Genomic DNA, 21016 nt, shown 5'->3' with positions numbered 1-21016 from the left:
ACCATGAGCTCATCGAAGCCATCTGAGCTGTCCATTGAGGCGCTCCTGAACCGGGTGCGCGAGGGGGAGCAGGGAGCCTGGGAGGCGTTGCTCCGCCGCAGTGAATCCAATCTGGAGGATTGGGCGGCCCGGCGCATCGGGAACGCTGCCCCGGGAGGGATTCGTGCCTCGGACGTCACCCAGGAAGCAGCACTGGGCGCGTTCCAACGCTTCGCCTCCTTCCGGGGCACGAGCGAGGGCGAGTGGCGGGTCTGGCTCGAGCAGGTCCTCCACTCCCGGTGGGTGGACCTGCTGCGCAAGGCGGGCAGTCAGAAGAGGAATGACGTGGGGGCGCTTCCCCTGGATGCCAGCGAGGCCCAGGACATCCCCGCGCCCCAACGCAGTCCGAGCACGGTCTCCTTCCACCAGGAGGAGTGGCGTCGGTTGCTGGCGTGCTTCTACGAGCTCCCCGATGCCCAGCGAGAGGCCCTGTCGCTCTACTACCTCCATGACTCGACGGTGATGGGCATCGCGCAGCGGCTCGGCCGCTCCAGGGAAGCCGTGGACTCGCTGCTGCAGCGGGGCCTGCGGACCCTCCGTGCGCGCATGGAAGGCGTGGCGGAGCTGGAGTCCGAGGAAAATCCCGATGCGATCCTCATCCGCAACCAGGTGGATGCGGCCCTGTCCGTCTACTTCCGACGGCGCGAGGAGGGAAAGCCCCTGGAGCCCGATACCTTCGCCGCGGGCTATCCAGAGTGTGCCGATGAGCTTCGAGGGCTGTTGCATTGGCTGGAGAAGCTGCGGGCCCTCCAGCCTTCCACCGACTCCTGATGGCGTCCTCGATGCTGGCATCCGGAACCTGCGTGGGTGAGTACCTCCTCGCGCGCTGTGTGGCGGTGGGCGCCACGAGTGAGGTCTACGCGGGACGGCATGCCACTTCGGGTGAGCCCGTGGCGGTGAAGGTGTTGAGCCCGGAATGGTGCCTCCACCCCGAAGTGGTGGCCCGTTTCCTCAACGAGGCACGGACGCTCCAGGAACTCCAGCACCCGCACCTGGTTCGTGCCCTGACCTCCGGAGTGCTCCCGGAGGGCCGTCCCTTCATGGTCCTGGAGTGGCAACCGGAGGATCTCCACCATGCGCTCGCCCGCGAAGGAGGGCGGCTCCAGGTCCAGGACTGCATCCAGGTGGTCCGGCAGTTGGCGGAGGTCCTGGCCCTGTTGCATGCGCGTGGCCTCGTCCACCGGGATCTGAAGCCCGCCAACATCCTGGTTTCTCAGCGGAAGCCTGGGGCGTGGAAGATCCAGCTCGCCGACCTCGGACTCGCCAAGAGGCTCGCTACCGGGAGCGGGCCCGCCGCCGCGCTTCCGGTCTCGACGGCGGGCAGCGCGCTCCTGGGCACCTGGGATTACATGGCACCCGAGCAGTGGCGCAGTCCTAAGAGCGTGGATGACCGGGCCGACGTCTATTCGCTGGGAGTCCTTGGGTTTCAGTTGCTCACAGGCCGTCTGCCCTTCATCTCCAACGAACAGCAGGGCCTGATGTTCTGCCATGTGGTACGGCCACCACCGCTGGAGCTCCTGGAGGGGGTGGCGCCCGAGGCTCTTCGCTCGTTGCTGGCCCGCATGCTGGCCAAGAAGGTGTTGGAACGTCCCTCCATGGCGGACGTTCTGCGCCTACTGCCTTCCTCCGACGGCTGAAATCGCCCCGAAAATCGAGGGTTTGTCCGGGAGGGGAGGGGGGTCCTCGGAAAAAAGCATCGGGCCGCGATGGTTCGCCACCCTTTTTGACGTCCTTCTCCTTGGACGAGGAAGAACCCAAGGAGCGGACATGTGGAGTGTGCGTGAGGCACTGGAGAAGTTCATCCAGTCCCTGGAGTTGACACAGGGACAGCGGGACGAGGTCAGCCGCCAACACACCCTGGTGCGCGAGAGCTTGCGACAGCGGCTCGATACGAAGACGGATTTCCTTGCTGGCTCCTACAGCCGTAACACCGCCATCCGGCCGCTACACGACATCGACCTCTTCGTCGTGTTGGGCGATGCCGTTCTTACTTCCTCCGCCTCGTCTTCCCCCGGAGGCAGCCTGACACCGGATGCGGGGCTCAAGCAGGTCCGGCAGGCGCTCCACGCGGAGTGGCGGCAGAAGGAATCCCCCACTCTTCAGCAGCATTCGGTGCACATCGGCTTTTCGAAGTCTGGCGTCGAGTTCGATGTCGTGCCCGCTTTCGAGGTGCCCAACCGGAATGCCTACCTCATTCCCGAGCGGCACACAGGGCAGTGGATCCTCACCAACCCCCGCATTCACCAGACGTTGAGCACGGAAGCCAACGAGGCTGCGGGCAAGAAGCTCAAGCCACTCCTCAAGGCCGTCAAGCATTGGAACCGGAACCACTCGTCCAGCCCTCTGCGCTCCTTTCATCTGGAGGTGATGAGCTACAGCGCGTTCCCCTCTCCGCCCGGGGACTACCTCGAGGGTCTGGAGATACTCTTCTCCCACTTGAGTCAGAAGGTGCTGGGCACGTGTCCGGACCCCGCCCGGTTGGGTCCCGACGTGGATGCTCGAATGAAGCCCCTCCAGAAGACCTCAGCCCAGCAGGTGCTGGCGAGCGCGGCGAGGGAGGTGCGGCTCGCAAGGGAAGAGAGCGACTCCAATCCCCCGAGTGCCCACGGGCGCTTGAAGAAGCTCTTCGGTGAATTCTATCGGGATCGGGGTCCCTGAGTCTGTTCTTGCAGTTCCCTGTCCCTCCAGGAGCCCTCTCATGGACATTCCCCTGACGCCCAGAACCCAGGCCCTCATCCTTCGTTACGAGCACGACCGCCCTGTTGCCGAGAACACCGCGCGAGACGCTTTGAGGCGCAGTGGCTTCGAGGGAGACAGGGACGTCGCGGCCGTGGTGCTGCATCCGTATGACAAGGATGCGCTCGTCCGCGCACAGCGGGAGCAGGACTGGGGCTGGGCCTTCGACGAGAACGAGCGGTTCGCCGAGGCGCTCGTGGCCCGGGAGCGCGAGCTTGGACTCGACCTGCCCATCCACCTGTTCGGGTGCGCACCGCTGGTGTTGATGCTGCACCTGGCCTGGTGTCTGCCGCGCCGGCCCCTGTATGTCTACCAGCAGTCGCGGGAGGACGGCTCCTGGTCCCTCATGGCGGGCAGATCCCATCCCGCCACGCCAGAGCCCTTCTTCATCGTCGAGGGTCTTCCCTCCACGCGGCAGGGAGGCCGTGGGCACGTGGCGCTCATCGTCGAGGTCACCAACTCCATTCGAGACACGGCCCTCGCGGAGTTCCAGGCGCGCCATCCCTCGGAACTCCTGGCCACGGTCTACCTGCGGCCTGTCCAGGGGCCCTCCGTGCAAGCCGTCCAGAACCCTGCTGAGGTCTCGCGTGCGGCGGAGCAATTCCGCGCCGTGCTCGACACCCTGCATGACCGGTTGGAGGGGGCCGAGTCCGTACTCCTGGCCATGGACTGCCCCGGTAGCCTCGCCGCCGCGCTGGGGACCGCGATCAACGCCCAGACTCAGCACCCCCTGTGGCTGCACCACTTCAATCCAGATCAGCGCAAGTATCTCGCCGTCCACCAGATCAGCCCCCGGCGCCGTCTGGCCGCCGCGCGGGAAGAGGCCCTCACTCCCACGCAGTGGCAGGAGATCCAGGAAGAGCTCAAGAAGGTGAGCGCCGTCCACCGGCAACTGGTCGAGTGGCTGGGCCAACCCGAGCAACAGCCACTGGTTGAGCGCCTTGGAGGGAGGATCCTCCTGGACAGTCAAATCGACACCACGCCCGCGATGGAGAGAACGCCCCTGTTCCGCTACCAGGCTGGAAGCTGGAAGTTCCCCGTCGACCTGCTGGACAGCTTCCGGACATTGCGCCAGCGCCTGGGCTCGAAAGAAGACTGGGAGGAGTGCATTCGGCTGCTCCTCGTCCACGAGGCCTACCATGTCCAGCAGCGCGGCCCGACCTCCTACAGCTACAGCGGGAGTGGACGCACGGGTTGGGTGCTCGAAGCAGTGGATTACGACGCGGACGCGGTATCCGTCGAGGTGGCGTTGGCTTGGCGGCAGAGACATCGAGCCGAGACCGCCCGGCCTCCGTCGCAAGCCCTCGAGGCCATCATCTGGAATGCATTGGAGAGCGTTCGTATCTTCGAGCCGGAGCGACCCATCCAGAGCCTTCCCGAGCGCCGGTTGCGGCGCTACCTCATCTGGCTCTTCCATGCCTGCCGGTTCTCTACGGCCTCCCTGTCCAGGGAAGCTCATCCCGACTTGGAGCGGGTGTTCATCGAAATCGCGGGGCTGCCCACCTTCCCGGATCCTCACGAGAGCTACAACCAACAGCGCGTCAAGTTGGAGGGGTTGGACAAGAATGACACCCTGATACTGGCTCTCTACTACCGCAGAGAGTTGGTTCGCATGGAGAACCCCGGCTGGGTGCGTCATTTGCTGCTCGCGCTCCGCCGCTGGGACGAGCGCCCTCGGGAACAGAGCCAGGACGAGGTGCGGAAGCTCTTCGAAGCGCTATTCGATCAGCACCGCTCCCTGCTCGGCTCCCCGGGAAGGAGTCATTCCACGTGAGCACTGGCCCGCTGCCAGATCCGGCACCACGAGCACGACGCTTCTCGGGCGGACCTCCGATGAAGTCGCTGAGGGTGCGATTGATGACGACCACTCCGCTCCTCGCGGGGTCCTCCGCTCCCCGGGAGTTGGAGAAGCTCGATCCCATCCGTGTGCCCTCGATTCGCGGCCACCTGCGCTTCTGGTGGCGGGCACTCCATGGGCACGAGTGCGCCACGTCCGCGGAACTGGCCCGCCGAGAGCGCGAGCTCTGGGGTGGTATGGGCAAGGACGCGGGGACCCGCTCACGTGTGGACATTCGCGTGGAGGTGGATTCCCGGACCCTGTCCGATGATCCCGACGATATCCGCCAGAACACTCCGGGCGCCTATGCCCTCTGGGTCGCGAGCGCACAGAAGAAGCAGGCCGTGGAGGAGAAGCCGCCTGCTCCACGCTGGCGGCCCTCCCTCTGCTTCTGGGTCCATGTCCTGGCGCCCACGGATCGTGTCTCCGAGGTGGAGAGCGCTCTCCGGGCCTGGGTGCTCTGGGGAGGATATGGGAGCCGCACGCGGCGTGGGCTCGGCTCGCTCACCGTCGTGGAGGATGCCACGGCGTGGTTGCCTTCACAGCCCACGCGCGAGGAGTGGTCGCGCCTCTTCCCGGGTCTGCCTCTGTTCGGCGCGCGCCCCTCGGACGGTGCCCGCCAGATGCCTGTGCTGCGGGGGGCTCGCTTGTTCTACGGCGCTCCGCGACCGAAGGCCGAGGATGCCTGGACGCGGGCCCTGGGCTGGCTGCGCGACTTCCGTCAGGGGCAAGGGCCTTTCCCGCCCGGCTCGCGCCGGGATGTGCCCGAGAGGGGTAGGAGCGGAGCGTTCGCTCGGGAGCAGGGGGAGCCCAATCGCCCGGGGCGCTCCTTCTGGCCCGAGGCCGACAAGATACGCCAATTGCTGCGCAAGCCGGATGGCACCCCATGGGCTCACCCGCCTCGACCCCAGTATGCGAGCAGGGCCATGGCTTGGCCGCGCGCGGGTTTTGGCCTGCCCCTGGCCATTCGCTTCCAGCGCTTCGCCCGGCCCAACAGAGGAGAGAAGAACGGAGCGCGCTATCCAGAAGGAGAGCCCCCGGATGTCGAGCTGCATTGGCATGACGGGGAGCGGCTGCACGAGCGGCTTGCCTCACCGCTGATCGTCAAGGCCATGCCGCTGGCGAACGGTTCTTTCGTTCCCATCGCGCTCTGGTTGCGTCGTGCCTGGCCAGGCCGGGGCCGTGTCGTCCTGGTGAACAAGCGTGTCCAGGTCCGTGACTCAGAGGCCCCTTTCGGCCCGCTCCTGGCCTCGGGTGACACCCCGCTCTATGCGCCCCTCATGGAATCGAGCCTGGAGGAGGCTTTTCTCAACTGGGTGAAGGGTTTTCGCGACGTGAAGGAGTCGACGTGAGCACCGCGCACCTGCTCCTCATGAGCCTTGGTCCCGTGCAGGACTTCATCGCCCAGGCCCGGCGAACCCGGGACCTGTGGTTCGGCAGCCATGTGCTCAGTGAGTTGAGCCTCGAGGCCGCCCGTACCGCCCAGAAGCTTCAGGCGGAGCTCATCTTCCCCGCGCTCGTGGAAGGCGAGGAGGCCGCTCCCAGCGTCCCCAACAAGCTCCTGGTGCTCGTGCGGCAGGGAGACCCGCGCGAGGTGGCCCGGGCCGCCCGGGAGGCGGCGCGCACACGGCTGCGCGATTGGGGCATGGAGGTCTGGTACAAGCATCCCCAACTCGTGGACGCTGGTGCTCTTGGCACCGCCCAGGAGCAACTGGGCACCCTCTTGGAGTTCCATGCCGCCTGGTGTTCCTTCTCGCCGCCAGACGAATACCGCAACGCCCTGAGTTTCGTGGAAGCCGCGCTGGCCGAGCGCAAGCGGCTGCGCCCATTCGCTCCGTGGAAGCACCAGCGGGGAGGCCGTCACAAGTCCAGCCTGGATGGTGCACGTGAGTCCGTGCTGGTCGAGGGGAGGCGTGAGGGCGGCGACTGGAGCCGCTTCCGCATTGGTCGGCGCGAGGAGCTGGACGCCATCGGTCTGCTCAAGCGCACTGGCGGGAAGCCCGGGCAGTTCATCCCCGTCCCGACCATCGGCCTCGCTGCCTATACGGCGCTCGCGAAGGAGACGAAGGCTCCGGCGATGGAGAGGCTTCGCCGGGAGTGCTCTCGGTTCCTGACGCCAGTCCAGCCGGGGAAAAGAGAATGGGTGCGCGACTTCCCCTTTGACGCGCAGCTCCTGCTGCCCGGCCGGTGGAGCACGTACCTGGAAGAGCAAGAATTGGAGCGCGAGGTCGCGGAGCGCTTCGGCCAGGACTTCGTGCGGCCCTTGCTTGCCACCCTGGGTGAGCCCTTCCCCTATGTGGCCTGCCTTATGGCGGACGGCGACAAGATGGGAGAGACGCTTCAAACCCTGGCTTCTCATGGCCCCACCGCGCACCAGTCCCTGTCTCGCACGCTCTCCGGGTTTGCCTCCGAGGCCCGGCGCATCATCGAGGAGCAGCACAGGGGCGTGCTGGTCTACGCCGGAGGGGATGACGTGGTCGGCTTCGTCTGTCTTCCGGACGCGCTGGGCTGCGCCGCTGAGCTGTCGCGGGCCTTTTCCGCCGCCATGAAACGGGGACTCGAAGGCCGGGGTGTGAAAGAGCCCACGCTGTCGGTGGGGCTGGGGGTAGGTCATGTGCTGGAGAGCCTTGGAGACCTGCTGGACCTGGGGCGGCGTGCGGAGCAGTTGGCCAAAGGGGAGGACCGGAACGGCTTCGCACTCCTGGCTCGGCTGCGTTCCAGCCGTGAGCATGCCTGGCGGCTCCGTTGGTCCGATGGACCCGTGAAAGCGATCGAGGACACCGTCACTCTTCGCGAGAAGGGCACGTTGCCCATGACGAAGGTCCGCGAGGTGTACACGGCGCTGCGGCGCATTCCCCGTCACGCCGTTTCGCCGCAGGACGAGGCGCGTTGGCGGCCTGTGCTGTTAGGAGAAGTGCAACGGGTGCTGGCTCGTGTGGAGGCAGGCACTCCCGGGGCGGGACTCACACCCCAGCAGGCGGGACTGGACTTGAAGGAAGACGGCACCCTGGAGGAACTCCACACCCAGGTAGAGGCCTGGGCGGAGCGCGTGTTCCTGGCGGAAATGCTCTCACGCGCCACCCTCCGGTCGCGGGGTGACACTCGAGGTGCGGCATGAGCACGACCGCGCGCTTTGCCCTGTTGCCGCGTGATGGGCTGTTCTGCAAGGACGGACGTGGCTGGTACACCAGCGACGTCGGCCGGAGCCATTCCCACCCCTGGCCTCCGCCCTCCACGATTCGTGGCGCTCTGCGGGCGGCCTGGGGCCAGTCCCTCATGGCCCGCTCCTCGCGAACCCTGTCCCCGGCACAATGGGAGCGGGAAACCCAGGACGTCGCCCTCGGACCCGTGCTCGCCCTCCTTCGGCCCCTGGGTGAGGATTTCGCTCCCGAGCACCGTATGTGGCCCGTGCCGGCGGATGCCCTGGCCGTGGACGGACGTCTCCAGCGACTTCTGCCCCGACGCCCCACGCGCGGTGTCGCGACCCTGGGCACGGAGGACGACGCGGCGCTGGAGGCCCTGTGGCGCCCCGTGCTCCCGCCAGGCAAGCCGAGGTCCCTGCAGCCCTTCTGGACGGAGGACGCCCTGAGTGGCTGGCTGCGCGGCGAGACTCCAAAGTCCCGCGGACAGTCCGGTCCTCCCTTCCGTGTCGACGTCCGGGTGACCTTGAACATCGACACCCAGACCGCGGAGCCTGGCATGCTGTACCAGACGCCCATCCTGGAGATGCTCTGTCGCGAGCCTCTCGGCACTGGAGCGCGCGAGTGGGCCCTGGGTCTGGAATGCACGCTGCCCGCGGATGCTCCGGACTTTCCCGGTGGGCCGTTGGGGCTGGGTGGCAAGCGGAGGTTGACGCTGGCCGAGCGCGTGACACCCGCGCTCTTCGCGGCGCCCAGGGGGCTGCCGGAGCGCTCCCCCGGGCTGCGGTTGATTCTGGCCACACCCGCGCAATTCCAACGAGGCTGGCTGCCGGATGGTCTGGAGCGTGCTGAGTACCAAGGAGACCCCGCGTGGGTGGGCACCTTGCCGGGAGTCGAGGGGCAGGTGGTGCTCCGCGCGGCCCTGGTGAACCGGCCCCTGGAACTGTCTACCTGGGACATGGTCCAAAGGAGGGCTCGCGCCACCCGTCGATTGGTGCCTGCGGGTTCGGTCTACTTCTTCGAGCGGGTGGATGGACGTCCCTTCACCGCCCTGAGCACGCTCTGGCTGGCCCCCTGGGGCAATGGCCGCGAGGAGGGCTTGGGGCGGGTACTGCCCGGGCATTGGAACCCCGAGGAGATGAACACATGAGCATGGAGATCCGGCCCTACCTGCTGCACGCCCTCTCGCCCCTGCACGCGGGGACGGGGCAGAGCGTGGGCATCATCGACCTACCCATCGCGAGGCTGCGTGCGACGAACATCCCCTTCGTTCCTGGCTCCTCGCTCAAGGGCGTGTTGCGCGAGGCGCGCCGGAGCCTGCCGCCAGCGGAGTGGGAGGCCCTCTTCGGCCCGTTGCGTGAGGTGAGCGGTGCGGCGGGGGATGAGGCTCGTGAGGGAGACCATGCCGGTGCGCTGGTGGTGGGAGACGCGCGGTTGGTGGCGCTGCCCGTGCGCAGCTTCCTGGGTACCTTCGCATGGGTGTCTTCGCCGCTGCTCCTGGAACTGGCGCGTAGGGACCTGGCGGGCCTCGATGGGCTACCGGGGCGCATGAAGCGGCTACCCGCTACCGGCGCACGGGTGGGGGCGGGCAGCATCACCGTGTCGCCCAAGCAGCGCAGGCTTTTGCTGGAGGATCTGGACCTGGATGCCCAGGTGGAGCCTGCGGTGGATGCCTGGGCACGCTTCCTCTCGCGGACGTGGCCCGAGGAGGAGGAGGGGCTGCGCGAGCGCTTCGCCGTGGTGGACGACGAGACGATGAGCTTCCTCCTGGAGACGGCCACCCAGGTGGAGACGCGCGTGCGGATCGACCCCGATACTGGCACGGTGGTGCAGGGGGCGCTCTGGCAAGAGGAGAGCCTGCCCGCGGAGACCCTGTTGGTAGGGGTGCTGGCCGCGGGGCGCAGTCTGCGCCGGGGCACCGAACTGAGCGCGACGGAGGTGCTCGAGCGGGCGCTGAAGGGGACGGCGCTGTTGCAACTGGGCGGTAAGGCCACCGTGGGTCGGGGCAGATGCCGGCTGGCGGCGTGGCCTGGGGTTTCGAGGGAGGCACGGCCATGATCCATCGAACGCGGCAGCAGACGCGAGCCCTCCACGCCTACGAACGGGTGATGCGCGTGCCTCCGGGCGAGCGCGCGGACTATGCGACGCACGTCCACGCCCTTGGTGCCGCCGTGCTGCGCAATGGCCTGGCTGCGGCGCTGGCCTTCCTCGAGCGTGAGTTGGAGTCCGAGAAGGCGAAGCAAGACAAGCCCGTGGGACGGCTTCTCAAGGACCTCGCTGACGCACTGCTGCCCGGGCCTCCCCGGATGGCGGGCGTGAAGCTACCCGAGGCGGTGCGCCGGCTCGAGATGAGCGACTACATGCTGGCGACCCGCGAGCTGCTCCAGGTGTTGGTGTGGTTCCGGCGCGCGGTGCAGGCCACCTTCACGCAGGAGGATCGAAGCCATGTGGCTGATGGCGGACGGTGAGGACCGGTGTCCGGAGACTCCCGGGCAGGTGCCGAGCCACGCGGGCCTGGGGTACACACGGTGCGCGCCCCTGGCCGTGCTTCAAGAGGATCCCGCCGCGCGCAAACGATGGTTGGAGCTTCTGACCCAATGCCGCGAGCCGGCCCGTTATTCACAGGCCTATCGCCGCTGGAAGGAATCCTTTCAGGGTCCAGACACCCTCTGCTTCATCGTACGGGCGGAGAGCCGGGTTCTCGTGGGGCACGGCACCTCGTCGGCCACCGGAGTAGGGCTGACGCTGCACCACACCTGGGGAGTGCCCGTGCTGCCCGGCTCGGCCCTCAAGGGACTGACGGCCCATTATGTTCAGACGGTGTATGGCCCGGAGCCCGGCATCGAGGATCCCGAGCGTGAGCCCTTCCGTGGCACGACCTGGGAGTTCTCGCGTCCGAGCCGGGCCCCAGGCCGGGTGTTCCGACGGCTGTTCGGCTCTCCGGACGTAGACGAGCTTTCGGAGAAGGGCAGCCAGGGGGAGGTGGTCTTCCATGATGCGTTGTGGGTTCCGGCGGAGATGGGGAGTGGGCCGATGCTGGCACGAGACGTGCTCACCGTGCACCAGCGTGCGTATTACGAGAGCGGGGGCAGGGAATGGCCCGTGGACTTCGACGATCCCAATCCCGTGTCGTTCCTGACGGTGGCTCCGGGCAATCGCTTCCTGGTGGTCCTGGAGGCGAGGGGCGAGCGAGCGCTGCTGGAGCGGGCAGGCCGTTACGTGCGCGAGGCGTTGGAGTCCTGGGGCCTGGGAGGAAAGACCGCGGCTGGGTACGGGCGTCTCGTCTCGGAGACACCGAGCCTCCAATCCAGCAGGATTTTGGAGACCCCGGCCCTGATGGAGCTGAAGACTTGGTTGGAGGAGCAGAAGGCGCGCAACGTAGGCCAGCGACAACAGTTCCAGCAGGTGGAGCAGCAATGGGCGAAGCGGTTGCTCGCCTTGTCGATGCCGGAGCGGCACGAAGCGATTCGCCTCTTCAGGAAGTTCCTGAACCTCAAGCGCGGCGATGAGCAGCAACGGTTCGAAGAACTCCTCACGAGGCTTCGTGCATGACGTCGCCTGTCATCGATCTTCTGTTTCCCGTGCGCGGCGGGCCGGTGCCGCTTGACCACGGCTACTTGCTGTTCTCGGCACTCTCGCATCGGCTTCCCGGTTTGCACGAGCGCCATGACGTCGGTGTCTTCACCCTGCGTGGCACGAGAGCCGATGCCAAGGTCCTCCACTTGGAGAGAGGTGCGCTGCGTCTGCGCTGTCCAGCGGATTCCCTCGCGTTCTTCCTGCCGCTCGCGCGTAGTTCACTCTCCCTCGCGGGCCATGAAATCCACCTGGGAAGGCCAGGGATCCACCCCCTGGCGGCTTCTCCTTCGCTGTCCTCGCGGCTCGTCACCTTCAAGCACGCCCTGGACGCCGCCAGGTTCGAGTTCTCCTCGCGCAAGTTCCTGATGGAACTGCGCTGCGAGGGGACGTTGACCCTGGGCCGGCGGCGCATCCTGTCCATCGCGGGAAGAAAGGTCGTGGGCTTTGCCCTTACAGTGGGAGGCCTCGCGCCAGAAGACTCCTTGCGTCTTCAAACGCATGGTCTGGGTGGGCGCCGTCACCTGGGCTGTGGGCTGTTCCTTCCCACCCGGCACGAGGAGGTTCGGAACGGCCCAAGGTCAAGCTGGGACCCCCACTTCCTGCCAACGGGAGCGTTGGCTCTCTGGGCTCGCATGCTGGGGTCGTAAGTGGTCGAAATCAACGAGGGAATGCGCACTGCTGTCCCCAAGCCAGGATGCCGAGAGGTGTTGAATACTTGCGGACCTCAAGACCAGCCACGATCCAGGTACCATCACCCATACCGAGATGCCGAGAGGCGTTGAGCACTTCACCGTTTTGGAGATGGCACCAGAGATGAGCCTGCATCTGGGTAGCAAGCGTGATGTTGAGCATGTGGATGGACCTCAACATGCACGGTTGCCATCCCTTCACCACGGCTTTATTCAGGCAGTGGAATGCCCAGGCTGTCGAAGACCTGGTGCGCACATGCTTGGAGCTCGTCCAATGCCTGCGCGTCATCCAACTCAAGAGTGGAGAGCAGCTCCTGAAACCGGGAGAGTGCCGCCTTGGCTTCCGCTGGGCGAGGAAACGTGGTGGAGCCCTGCTCAACGGATTGGATGAAGTCCAGGCAGAGCCGGGCGGATTCACCCAACATTTCCTTCAATCTGATGTCGCCATGGTTGCGGCGAGCTTCGTCCAAAGAATGTCCACGAGCGATATGGCCGAGCTCATTGAAGGCACCGGCAACCTTGCTTGCGATTTCCGCAGCTGACTTGGACATGCTTCCTCTGCTTCAACTCGCTGAGGGCGTGACGGGTACTCCCACGTAGCGGGCCCGTGGGCGCAGCAGGTGGCCCTGTTCGCGTTGCTCCAGCACGTGCGCGACCCAGCCCGCGGTGCGCCCCATCGCGAACAGCGCTGTCGCCGCTCCCGCTGGCAGTTCCAGCGCCGAGGCCAGCGCCACCAGCCCGAAGTCCACCGCGGGCGGTGGGTGTCCCGCCTCTCGCATCGTCTCCTCCACCGCGCGCAGCACCCGCACGCCCACCTGCTCCGGGCGGAACGCATACGCCGCCTCGAGCAATGGCGGCGTGCGCGGATCTCCCTCCGGGTACAGCTGGTGTCCGAAGCCCGGTACCGACTCGCCCCGCCGCAGCCGCTCGTGCACCACCGTGCGTGCTCGCTCGGGCCTGCCTACCTCCTGCAGCAGCGCCTCGATGCGGTCACAGGAGCCCCCGTGTTTCGGCCCCGAGAGCGCCGCCAACGCCGCGCTCATGCATGCGTACAGGTCCGCTCCCGAGGACGCCGTCACCCGCGCCGCGAAGGTGGACACGTTCAACTCATGGTCCGCGCACAGCACCAGCGCCCGGTCCAGCATCTCCGGCGCCTGCTTCCCCGTCACCCCCCACGCCACCGCCAGCGAGGCCGCCACCGTCTCCTCCTTCAGCGCCCGGGCCACCCGCGAGGGCGCCTGCGCCGCGCACACCCACGCCGCGAGGTGCCGCAGCAGGCGTTGCCCTCGCAGCTTCTCCTGCTCCACCGGGGCCGAGAAGCGCACCTCGTCCCAGGCTCCCAGCAGGGGCACCACCGCCGACAGCACCACCAGCGGCGGCGAGCGCTTCGGCAGCAACCCCGCCACCGTCGAGGGCTGCACGGGCAGCTCCGGCGAGGGCCACCGCGCCGGCTGCGCGGGCAGCTCACCCGTCCAGAGCAGCTCCGCCACGTCCTCGAAGCTCCGTCCCTCCATCGCGAGCAGCACCGCCGGTCGACCCCGGTACGCCAGCCCCTCCGCCCCTATCCGCGACACCGCCGAGTCGATGACGGGCTCGCCCCAACGCAGCGCTCCTGCCGCCACCGCCGTGTGTCCCGCTCGCGCGTCATGGCGCGTCTTCAACCGCTCGAGGTCCGCCCGGACATACCGGTTCTCCTTCGTCCCCGGCTCCGGCACGCAGCGCACCAGGCCCCGGCTCACGTACGTGTAGAGCGTCGCCCGCTTCACGCCCAGCAGCGCCGCCGCCTCCGCCGCCGGCACCAGCTCCTCGTGTCGACTGTCGAATCGAGATTGAGCCTGGGGCTCTCGCGCTTTAACCATTCGTCATGTCTCCCGAGGCGCATTGTCGACTCGACTCGACGATTCGTCGACATGAGACAGCGAGGAGCGGGCCACCATGCAGATCGACTTCGGACGGACGGCGGATGACTACGTGAAGCACCGGGCGGGATTCCCGGAGCGCTTCTTCCAGCGGCTCGCCGCCGAGGGCATCCTCCGGCCCGGGCTGCGCGCCGTGGACCTGGGCTCCGGCACCGGTACTGTGGCCCGAGGCCTCGCGAGGTACGGCTGCCAGGTCACCGCCCTGGACATCTCCGCCAGCATGCTCGACGGGGCCCGCCAGCTCGCCACCAGGGAGGGGCTCTCCATCGACTTCCGGCTCGCCCCCGCGGAGCACACCGGGTTGCCCGCGGGCTCGGCGGAGCTCGTCATCGCCGGTCAGTGCTGGCACTGGTTCGATCGCGACGCCGCCGCCCGTGAGGCCGCCCGGCTTCTCGTCCCCGGGGGCAGGCTCGTCATCGCGCACTTCGACTGGGTGCCCCTGCCGGGCAACGTCATCGAAGCCACCGAGTCCCTCATCGACGAGGCCAACCCTGGACCCGTGCCGCCCTATGTCCGCTTCGGACATGGCTCCGGCCTCTATCCAGCCTGGTTCAGGGACGCCGCCGTCGCGGGCTTCGTCCAACTGGAGAGCTTCTCCTTCGACCTCGCTGTCCCCTACACCCACGAGGCCTGGCGCGGTCGTGTCCGCGCCAGCGCCAAGATCGGGGCGTCGCTCCCACCGGAACAGGTGGCCCGCTTCGATGGCGCGCTCGGCTCACTGCTCGCCGAGCGCTTTCCCCAGAATCCACTCGCCGTGCCCCACCGCGTCTTCGCCGTCATCGCGACCCGGCCAGCAGCGGTGGAGCAACTCGCGAAGTCCTAGCAGGGACCCCAGCCCTTGAAGAGGATCCGATGCCCGAACGAGGTGGAGGAGCCATTGAAGCCGTAGGTGCCGGAGTAGGCCGCGGGGGCCGCGAAGCTGCCCACGATCGACGCGGTGCCGGCGCAGCTGGCCGTGCCCGTGTAGCTCGCGTTGATGGTCACCGAGCTGCCCAGCGTGCCACCCGTCACCGCCCAGTTCGGGGAGTTGCAGATGGTCCCGCTGATGTTGCCCCCGATGATGTTGAAGGGGTAGCTGTTCGGGTCGATGATGGCCTGGATCTGCCAGGTCCCGCCGCCGACGGTGTGAAGCTCGAGACAGGCCAGGGACGACGCGGCCAGGGTCGAGAACCCGCTCTGCTGCACGGACCCGATCCGCACGGGGTTGCCCTGCGCGTCGATGTTCTGGTCAGCAGCGCTCCGACCCGGCTCGGCCGCCACGGCGACGTTCATCCAGCCGCCCACGAGACCCCCAACGACGAGCGCCGAAAACGCATTACGGTAGTTCATTGTCTACTCCCCCTCTGCTGGTTCCACTGTCTGTGAATGGCCGGAAGGGCCATGGCCCCAGGCGCGATCCCAACCTGGAATCCAATGTCTGTATACACGGACAGGCCGGGTAATTCAAGGTTTACCACCACTCCCCGTATGGACTGGATTTCTCTTCTCCTTCCGCGGCTCCCGGCGGCAACAAGGCCGCGCGCACGCTCGAGGCCTCTGCCCCTCTCCGCCCAGGTGGGCTACTGGGACGGCGAGGTAGAGTGAGGCCCCATGGCCTCCCTCCTCGATTCGCTCGAACGCTCGCGTCTTCTCAAGGATCGGGAGGCGGCTCGCGAGGTTCTCAACCCCGAGGAGCCTCCCCATGTGTCGCTCCTGCGTCTGTGTGACGCGGGCCTCCTCGCCGGCGGCCTCACCGTGTCCTTCGGGGTCCGGCCCGATGAGCTCGTCGGCCCTCTGACCTCCGCCATGGGCGGTGCCGCGCGGCGCTTCAAGGTCGTCGACGTGCGCGAGCGCCCCGTCCTGGAGCTTCACATCCTCGCCGGCGAGGTGTCCGAGCGCTGGGAGGTGGAGGACCTCTGGGCCCTCGTGCACAACCTCAACAGTCTTTATCGCGAGGCCCCGGATGTGCGCGCCGTCGCCGTGCTCGGGGAGTGGAACGACGCGCTTCATCTCCTGTGCGTGGAGAAGCGCGCCCTGCCACGGCTGCTGCGCGAGCGGTTTTTCGCGCCTCGCAACCGGGATTCGCTGGAGCGCGGGGGGGATGACGGCCGCTGAGCGACGACCCTCACCCCCCGCCCTCTCCCAGGGGGAGAGGGTGCATGCTCAACTCGCGAGGGGGGCCTCGTTGACGGAGATTGCTCTCGGGCCCCGCTTCTTGCGCTCCAGGTACCAGCGCCGGAAGGCCAGGGTGGCCCGATCCGTCGCCACGCTGCGCTCCTCGGAGACTGGCGGCGCCTCGATTGGATCGCTCGACTCCACCACGGCCTGATCCTCGCGCAGGATGCGCTTGTTGTAGCGGTCGAGCACGGCCGCCAGCGGCTGGAACTTCAGGAAGTCGCGCGTGCTCACCAACATCATCCGCGTGTGCGTCGCATCGACCGGCACGCAGTACATGTGCAGGCGCATGATGCGGTTGGGGATGGGGACGTGCATCGCCATGCCATTGGGCCGCAGCCACTCCAGGCCCGCCGCGCTCGCTACCCCGTCCAGGCTCCACGAGGTGCGGAAGCCCGTGGGCGAGGGATGCACCTCCATCTCCATCTTCGAGTCCGGCTTCATCCGCCGCCACAGTGGCCCGCCGATGGTGCGCCGGTGCACGAAGGGCAGGTGCGGCGAGTCCAGCATGTTCTCCATCGCCCGCGTCCAGTGCGCGTTCCACGTCTCGGCGTAGTGCCACACGTGGATTCCCTCCTGCTCCATCACCGGGGGCACCGCCGGCTCGTCCGGGGCCTCGGCGCCCGGTCGCGTGTAGAGCCAGATGAGGCCCCCGCGCTCGCGCACTGGAAAGGTCGTGGCGGCGAAGCGCTGGCGCTTCTCCTCGGGCATGGGATTGAGCGGAATGTGCGTGCACGCTCCGCTCGAGTCGAAGCGCCACCCGTGGAAGGGGCACTCCAGGCACCCGTCCTTCCCCACCTTCCCCAGCGACAGCTTCACTCCCCGGTGCGGACAGCGGTCATGCAGCGCCTGCACCCGTCCCTGGTTGTCCCGGAACAGCACGACGCGCTCCGACGCCACCGTCAGCCCGTACGGCTCCCTGCCCACCTCGCGAGACATGGCCACCGGCGTCCACACGTCCGCGAAGCCCTCGTCGGCGAAACCGTCCAGCATGAGTTCCTCCCGCATGTTCCTCTCCTGGGATAGAATATCCAGGTTGGTTTACTTAATTTCAAGTCGAAGTGCGGAGGAGGGTGGGGAAGGGCTGGAAGCGGATGGATTTCCTACTCCATGCGGGTTATTCAAGGCGCATGGCCCGGGTGAAGGGGAGCCGCAACGCGGACTACGAGAAGGAGCGGGAGCGCCTGCTGGAGGCGGTCCGCGTGCGCCTGCTCGCGCCAGACGGGGCCCAGGCGAGCTTCCGGGAGCTCGCGGAGGTGGCCGGGGTGAGCGTGGCCACGCTGCGCCACTACTTCGGCTCGCGCGAGGCGCTGCTGTCGGAGGTGATGGCGGACATGCACCGGCGCGGTCTGCCGTACCTGCTCGCCGCGGCCACCGAGCCCCGCGGCCCGGTGCGCGAGTCGCTCCAGTGGTTCCTCCAAGAGCTCCTCACGGGCTGGCGCCTGGGCGTGGGCGCGGTGCACGCCTTCGGCCTCACCGCGAGCGTGGGCCACCAGACGCTGGGGCCGGTGTACGTGCAGGAGTTGCTGGAGCCCACGCTCCAATCAGCGGAGGCGCGGCTGTCGCGCCACATCGCGGACGGGGAGCTGCGGCGCTGCGACGTGCGCCACGCCGCGCTGGAGCTGGTGTGTCCGGTGGTGCTCGGTCTGCTGCACCAGGTGCAGCTCTCGGGCGCGAAGTGCCGGCCGCTGGACGTGGAGCGCTTCCTGGAGGACCACCTGGAGACGTTCCTGCGCGCCTACGCCCCCTAGTCGACGCCCAGGATGAGGCCGAGCGTGGCCAGCGTCATCGCCGGGCCCTGCTGCGCGAGCGCGGGAGGAATCGCGAGCAGGACGGGCCGCTCCGGCGAGCCTCCACACGAGCGCGAACCCATGTAGCCCCCGTCCCGGGTGGACTTCAGGTCATAGCTGCACGGGCCCACCGTGGCGGTGAAGCGCTCCGGGGTGATGTTCATCCGGGCGATGTCGCCATGGAAGCTGCCCGTCGCCTCTATCTCGTTGCCCTTGTGCTCGAAGCTCAACCGGGTCAGCTCGCTGCCCACGGTACCGCCCAGCTCCTGCCCGTTGAGGCCGAGGAACACCGTCCGGCCGAACGCCCTGCCGCGCAGCGTCTTCCCGTCGCGGGCGAGCTGCAGGTCGGGGCCGATGACACTGTCCTCGGTGACCCGTGCGGTGATGGCCGCGTTGGGCGTGCGCAGGTAGAGGTACTGGACACCGCCCTGGGCCGCCGCCGTCCCCAGGCAGAGCAGGGCGGCCGTCCCGAGCGCTGAACCGATTCGCTTCGCGTATGAGCGCCTCATGCCGGAAGAATAAGGACGGAGGGGCCCCCCTGTGACGGCCCCCCGCCCGGCCGCTCGTGGGGGAGGCTCTGGAAGGGGGTGCCCCCGCCCGGTTGCCGGGCGGGTCGAGGGGGTGGTCGTTATTGTCTCCGGCCAGACCGAGTGCGCCGGGGCCTTCCTGGCGAAGCAAGGAGCCTTCCGTGGAGGTGTCTTCCCCGTCCAACGGTACGAGCGTGGAGCCGCGGCGGAGCGACCGCCCGGGCCGGGTTCCCGCCAGTCTCATCCTGCGGGGCATCCTGATGTTGATGACGATGATGGGCCTGGTGGCCGCGCTGCACTACTACCTCGGGGTGCGGCTCGTCGCCGAGCCGGGGTTCGCGCAGCCTTGGGCGGCCCTGGGGTGGGCGGTGCTGGGGCTTGGCTTCGTGTCCATTCCAGCGGCCATGGTGTCCACGCGGATGCGGCCCTCGTGGTTGGAGCAGGTGCTGCACTGGGGCGGCATGCTGTGGATGGGGGCCTTCGGGCTGCTGCTGACGGCCACGGTGGCGGCGGACGTGGTGGGCTGGGTGTGGCGGCTGGCGGGCTCGGCACCCGAGGCGGGGGTGCTGGCGCGGGACAAGGCGCTGGGGGTGGTGGGCGTGGTGGTGCCGGCCATGCTGTTCGCCTTCCGCACGGCGCGGGCTCCGGCGCGCGTGGAGCGGGTGACGGTGCCGGTGGTGGGGCTGGGCGCGGGGCTGTCGGGAATGAAGGTGGTGCAGATCTCGGACATCCACATCGGCCCCACGCTGGACCGGAGCTTCATGCGGCGGGTGGTGGAGCAGGTGAACGCGCTGAAGCCGGACGTGGTGGCGGTGACGGGGGACCTGGTGGACGGCTCCGTCACGCGGCTGCGGGACGAGGTGGCGCCGCTGGCGGGCCTGCGCGCGCCGCTGGGCGTGTACTACGTCACGGGCAACCACGAGTACTACCACGGGGGCGCGGCCTGGTGCGCCGAGGTGGCGCGGCTGGGGCTGACGGTGCTGAACAACACGCACCGGGTGGTGGGGCGGGACGGCGCGCGCCTGACGGTGGCGGGGGTGACGGACCTCGAGGGCGGGAGGATGGATCCGGCGCATGCGTGCCGGCCGGACGTGGCGCTCGCGGGGGCGCCGCAGGGCGTGCCGCGTCTGCTGCTCGCGCACCAGCCTCGCGCGGCCCTGCTGGCCAGGGGCCTGGGCGTGGACCTGCAACTCTCCGGTCACACCCACGGGGGTCAGATGTTCCCCTTCATGGCCTTCGTGAAGCTGCAGCAGCCCGTCATCCAGGGGATGGCCACCATCGCGGGCGTGCGCGTCTACACCCACCGGGGTACCGGCTACTGGGGCCCCCCGCTGCGCCTGGGCCCCGCGCCCGAAATCACCGAGCTGACCCTCGTGAGTGCGTAGAGCGGGTGCGCGCGAGGTTCACTATCGGTCGCGGTGAGACGCAATGCGTTGCCCCGCGTTCTTTCCCGGCGTTACGCTGGCTTCGTGCCTCCCGAGCCTCCTTCCCGAAAGTCGCAGGGCGATGGACGCCCCCAGGGTCGGGGTGTCTCCGGAATCATCCGGGTCCTCTTCGTGGCGGATGACGCCGGCCTGCGCGATACCGCCCGGCGGGAGCTCTCCCCGGGCTTCGAGCTGCTCCCCGCGAACACCTTCGCCCTGGCCCTGCCCCTGCTCGACCTCGAGCCGGCGCCCACCGCCATCATCGTCGACCTGGGGCTCGCGGACGCGAAGGGGGCGGCGGACTTCCTCTCCGCCCTGGTGGAGCGGGACTACCCGGGCCCTCGCATCCTCCTGTCCAGGAAGTTCCGGCCCGAGGAGGCCTCCACCCTCAGCCAGTCCAGCATCATCCACTTCGCCCTGGCCACGCCCTGGGCGGCGGGCGAGCTGCGCGCCTTCGTGGAGGCCGCGCTCGGGTTCCGCCCCTTCCCGAGTTCGTTGCACGCCATATGAATTCGCGGGCGGGCGGGCGGCCGGGCCCGGTCCCTCGCCACGTCGTCCTGCGGACGCGCCCGCTTCGCATTATCCTGGCGCTGGTTCCGAAGAGTTCGGCCTGAAGAAGAGTGGTGGCCCGTGTCGTCGTGGTGGAAGGTCGCGAAGAAGAAGCTCCGGCGTGCCCATGTGAGCATCCTGCGTGGCGCGGGTGCCCCGGAGGAGATCGCCGCTGGCATGGCGCTCGGACTGTTCATCGCCCTGCTGCCCATCATGGGACTGCAGCTGCCCTTGGCCCTGTTCGTCGCCGAGGTGCTCCGCCGGGTGACGCACTTCCAGCTCTCGCGCGTCGCCGCCGCCACGGGCGTGTGGCTCAACAACCCCGTGACGGCCGCCCCCGTCTATGGGCTCTGCTACCTCGTCGGCCGTCCCATCGCGCACCGCCTCCTGCCGGCCTCGCAGCAGCAGGCCGGGGTCGAGGCCGCGGCCTTCGACCTGAGCACGTTCTCCTTCTCCGGCCCCGGTGCGCTCGAGGTGATGCTCGGTCTGGTCATCGGGGGCGTGCTGTTGGGCGTGCCCACGGCGTGGGTGGGCTACCGCATCACCTATGGCATGGTGGTCCGCCAGCACGAGCGCCGCGAGGAGCGCCGGGCGCGCCGCCAGTCCCGGGCCATGCGTCCGGCTCCCGAGGTGTAA

Annotated in this window: 23 protein-coding genes; 18 read left to right on the top strand and 5 right to left on the bottom strand. The window is 68.3% G+C overall.

The features are described from left to right. Positions 1-3: 3 nt before the first annotated feature. The 11 genes from JRI60_RS47700 to cas6 all read left to right on the top strand — a co-directional run bounded on the left by JRI60_RS47700 (position 4) and on the right by cas6 (position 11975). Complete coding sequence (locus JRI60_RS47700) at positions 4-810, top strand: RNA polymerase sigma factor (RefSeq protein WP_204222735.1); 807 nt, start codon at positions 4-6, stop codon at positions 808-810. Then, positions 810-1676 (top strand): serine/threonine-protein kinase, encoded by an 867-nt coding sequence (locus JRI60_RS47695; protein WP_239470152.1) that lies wholly within the window; start codon positions 810-812, stop codon positions 1674-1676. Before JRI60_RS47700 ends, JRI60_RS47695 begins: the two co-directional genes overlap by 1 nt. 130 nt (positions 1677-1806) lie before the next feature. Beyond that, positions 1807-2697, top strand: coding sequence for a nucleotidyltransferase domain-containing protein (locus JRI60_RS47690; protein WP_204222734.1), 891 nt, complete (start codon positions 1807-1809; stop codon positions 2695-2697). Positions 2698-2737: 40 nt separating this feature from the next. Continuing rightward, complete coding sequence (locus JRI60_RS47685) at positions 2738-4549, top strand: SAVED domain-containing protein (protein WP_204222733.1); 1812 nt, start codon at positions 2738-2740, stop codon at positions 4547-4549. Positions 4550-4632: 83 nt separating this feature from the next. Next, positions 4633-5964 (top strand): type III-B CRISPR module RAMP protein Cmr1, encoded by a 1332-nt coding sequence (gene cmr1, locus JRI60_RS47680; protein WP_204222732.1) that lies wholly within the window; start codon positions 4633-4635, stop codon positions 5962-5964. Then, a complete protein-coding gene (gene cas10 / locus JRI60_RS47675) occupies positions 5961-7730 on the top strand; it encodes a type III-B CRISPR-associated protein Cas10/Cmr2 (RefSeq protein ID WP_204222731.1) in 1770 nt (589 codons plus the stop codon). Before cmr1 ends, cas10 begins: the two co-directional genes overlap by 4 nt. Beyond that, positions 7727-8902, top strand: a complete 1176-nt coding sequence (locus JRI60_RS47670) for a type III-B CRISPR module-associated Cmr3 family protein (protein ID WP_204222730.1) — start codon at positions 7727-7729, stop codon at positions 8900-8902. The genes cas10 and JRI60_RS47670 overlap by 4 nt, the downstream gene beginning before the upstream one ends. Next, positions 8899-9810 (top strand): type III-B CRISPR module RAMP protein Cmr4, encoded by a 912-nt coding sequence (cmr4, locus tag JRI60_RS47665; protein ID WP_239470151.1) that lies wholly within the window; start codon positions 8899-8901, stop codon positions 9808-9810. Before JRI60_RS47670 ends, cmr4 begins: the two co-directional genes overlap by 4 nt. Further along, positions 9807-10220 (top strand): type III-B CRISPR module-associated protein Cmr5, encoded by a 414-nt coding sequence (locus JRI60_RS47660; RefSeq protein WP_204222729.1) that lies wholly within the window; start codon positions 9807-9809, stop codon positions 10218-10220. Before cmr4 ends, JRI60_RS47660 begins: the two co-directional genes overlap by 4 nt. After that, the gene (gene cmr6 / locus JRI60_RS47655) at positions 10198-11304 is read left to right on the top strand and encodes a type III-B CRISPR module RAMP protein Cmr6 (RefSeq protein ID WP_204222728.1); all 1107 of its coding nucleotides are present in this window, start codon (positions 10198-10200) and stop codon (positions 11302-11304) included. The genes JRI60_RS47660 and cmr6 overlap by 23 nt, the downstream gene beginning before the upstream one ends. Beyond that, positions 11301-11975: a type I-MYXAN CRISPR-associated protein Cas6/Cmx6 gene (cas6, locus tag JRI60_RS47650; RefSeq protein WP_204222727.1), complete on the top strand. Its 675-nt coding sequence runs from the start codon at positions 11301-11303 to the stop codon at positions 11973-11975. The genes cmr6 and cas6 overlap by 4 nt, the downstream gene beginning before the upstream one ends. A gap of 10 nt (positions 11976-11985) precedes the next feature. Here the strand turns inward: cas6 and JRI60_RS47645 are convergent, their stop codons facing one another. Next, complete coding sequence (locus tag JRI60_RS47645) at positions 11986-12180, bottom strand: hypothetical protein (RefSeq protein ID WP_204222726.1); 195 nt, start codon at positions 12178-12180, stop codon at positions 11986-11988. Positions 12181-12184: 4 nt separating this feature from the next. Here JRI60_RS47645 and JRI60_RS47640 point away from each other — a divergent pair, with 4 nt between their 5' ends. Next, positions 12185-12559, top strand: a complete 375-nt coding sequence (locus JRI60_RS47640) for a hypothetical protein (protein WP_204222725.1) — start codon at positions 12185-12187, stop codon at positions 12557-12559. A gap of 21 nt (positions 12560-12580) precedes the next feature. Here the strand turns inward: JRI60_RS47640 and JRI60_RS47635 are convergent, their stop codons facing one another. Further along, positions 12581-13876 (bottom strand): citrate/2-methylcitrate synthase, encoded by a 1296-nt coding sequence (locus JRI60_RS47635; RefSeq protein ID WP_204222724.1) that lies wholly within the window; start codon positions 13874-13876, stop codon positions 12581-12583. A 76-nt stretch (positions 13877-13952) separates the two neighbouring features. Between JRI60_RS47635 and JRI60_RS47630 the strand changes: the two genes are divergently transcribed. Then, a complete protein-coding gene (locus JRI60_RS47630; protein ID WP_204222723.1) occupies positions 13953-14759 on the top strand; it encodes a class I SAM-dependent methyltransferase in 807 nt (268 codons plus the stop codon). On the opposite strand, the gene JRI60_RS47625 is transcribed toward JRI60_RS47630, so the two are convergent. Next, complete coding sequence (locus JRI60_RS47625; protein WP_204222722.1) at positions 14756-15265, bottom strand: hypothetical protein; 510 nt, start codon at positions 15263-15265, stop codon at positions 14756-14758. The two genes, JRI60_RS47630 and JRI60_RS47625, sit on opposite strands and share 4 nt — an antisense overlap. 261 nt (positions 15266-15526) lie before the next feature. On the opposite strand from JRI60_RS47625, the gene JRI60_RS47620 reads away from it, so the two are divergent. Next, complete coding sequence (locus JRI60_RS47620; protein ID WP_204222721.1) at positions 15527-16030, top strand: hypothetical protein; 504 nt, start codon at positions 15527-15529, stop codon at positions 16028-16030. Between the two features lie 48 nt (positions 16031-16078). On the opposite strand, the gene JRI60_RS47615 is transcribed toward JRI60_RS47620, so the two are convergent. After that, entirely contained in the window at positions 16079-17098 is a 1020-nt protein-coding gene (locus JRI60_RS47615) for an aromatic ring-hydroxylating oxygenase subunit alpha (protein ID WP_204222720.1), read from the bottom strand. A gap of 122 nt (positions 17099-17220) precedes the next feature. On the opposite strand from JRI60_RS47615, the gene JRI60_RS47610 reads away from it, so the two are divergent. Then, positions 17221-17841, top strand: coding sequence for a TetR/AcrR family transcriptional regulator (locus JRI60_RS47610; RefSeq protein WP_204222719.1), 621 nt, complete (start codon positions 17221-17223; stop codon positions 17839-17841). Here the strand turns inward: JRI60_RS47610 and JRI60_RS47605 are convergent. Then, the gene (locus JRI60_RS47605; protein ID WP_204222718.1) at positions 17838-18389 is read right to left on the bottom strand and encodes a hypothetical protein; all 552 of its coding nucleotides are present in this window, start codon (positions 18387-18389) and stop codon (positions 17838-17840) included. The genes JRI60_RS47610 and JRI60_RS47605 overlap by 4 nt on opposite strands. A 185-nt stretch (positions 18390-18574) precedes the next feature. Between JRI60_RS47605 and JRI60_RS54880 the strand changes: the two genes are divergently transcribed. From JRI60_RS54880 to JRI60_RS47590, 3 genes are all read left to right on the top strand, one after another. After that, entirely contained in the window at positions 18575-19792 is a 1218-nt protein-coding gene (locus JRI60_RS54880; RefSeq protein ID WP_430384425.1) for a metallophosphoesterase, read from the top strand. Between the two features lie 84 nt (positions 19793-19876). Next, the gene (locus JRI60_RS47595; RefSeq protein ID WP_204222717.1) at positions 19877-20341 is read left to right on the top strand and encodes a hypothetical protein; all 465 of its coding nucleotides are present in this window, start codon (positions 19877-19879) and stop codon (positions 20339-20341) included. Positions 20342-20461: 120 nt separating this feature from the next. Continuing rightward, positions 20462-21016 carry a DUF2062 domain-containing protein gene (locus tag JRI60_RS47590; RefSeq protein ID WP_204222716.1) on the top strand — a complete coding sequence of 185 codons (555 nt, stop codon included), beginning with the start codon at positions 20462-20464 and terminating at the stop codon, positions 21014-21016.

The organism is Archangium violaceum, from assembly GCF_016887565.1.
GTDB lineage: Bacteria > Myxococcota > Myxococcia > Myxococcales > Myxococcaceae > Archangium > Archangium violaceum_B.
This window is presented reverse-complemented; position numbering and strand designations above follow the sequence as displayed.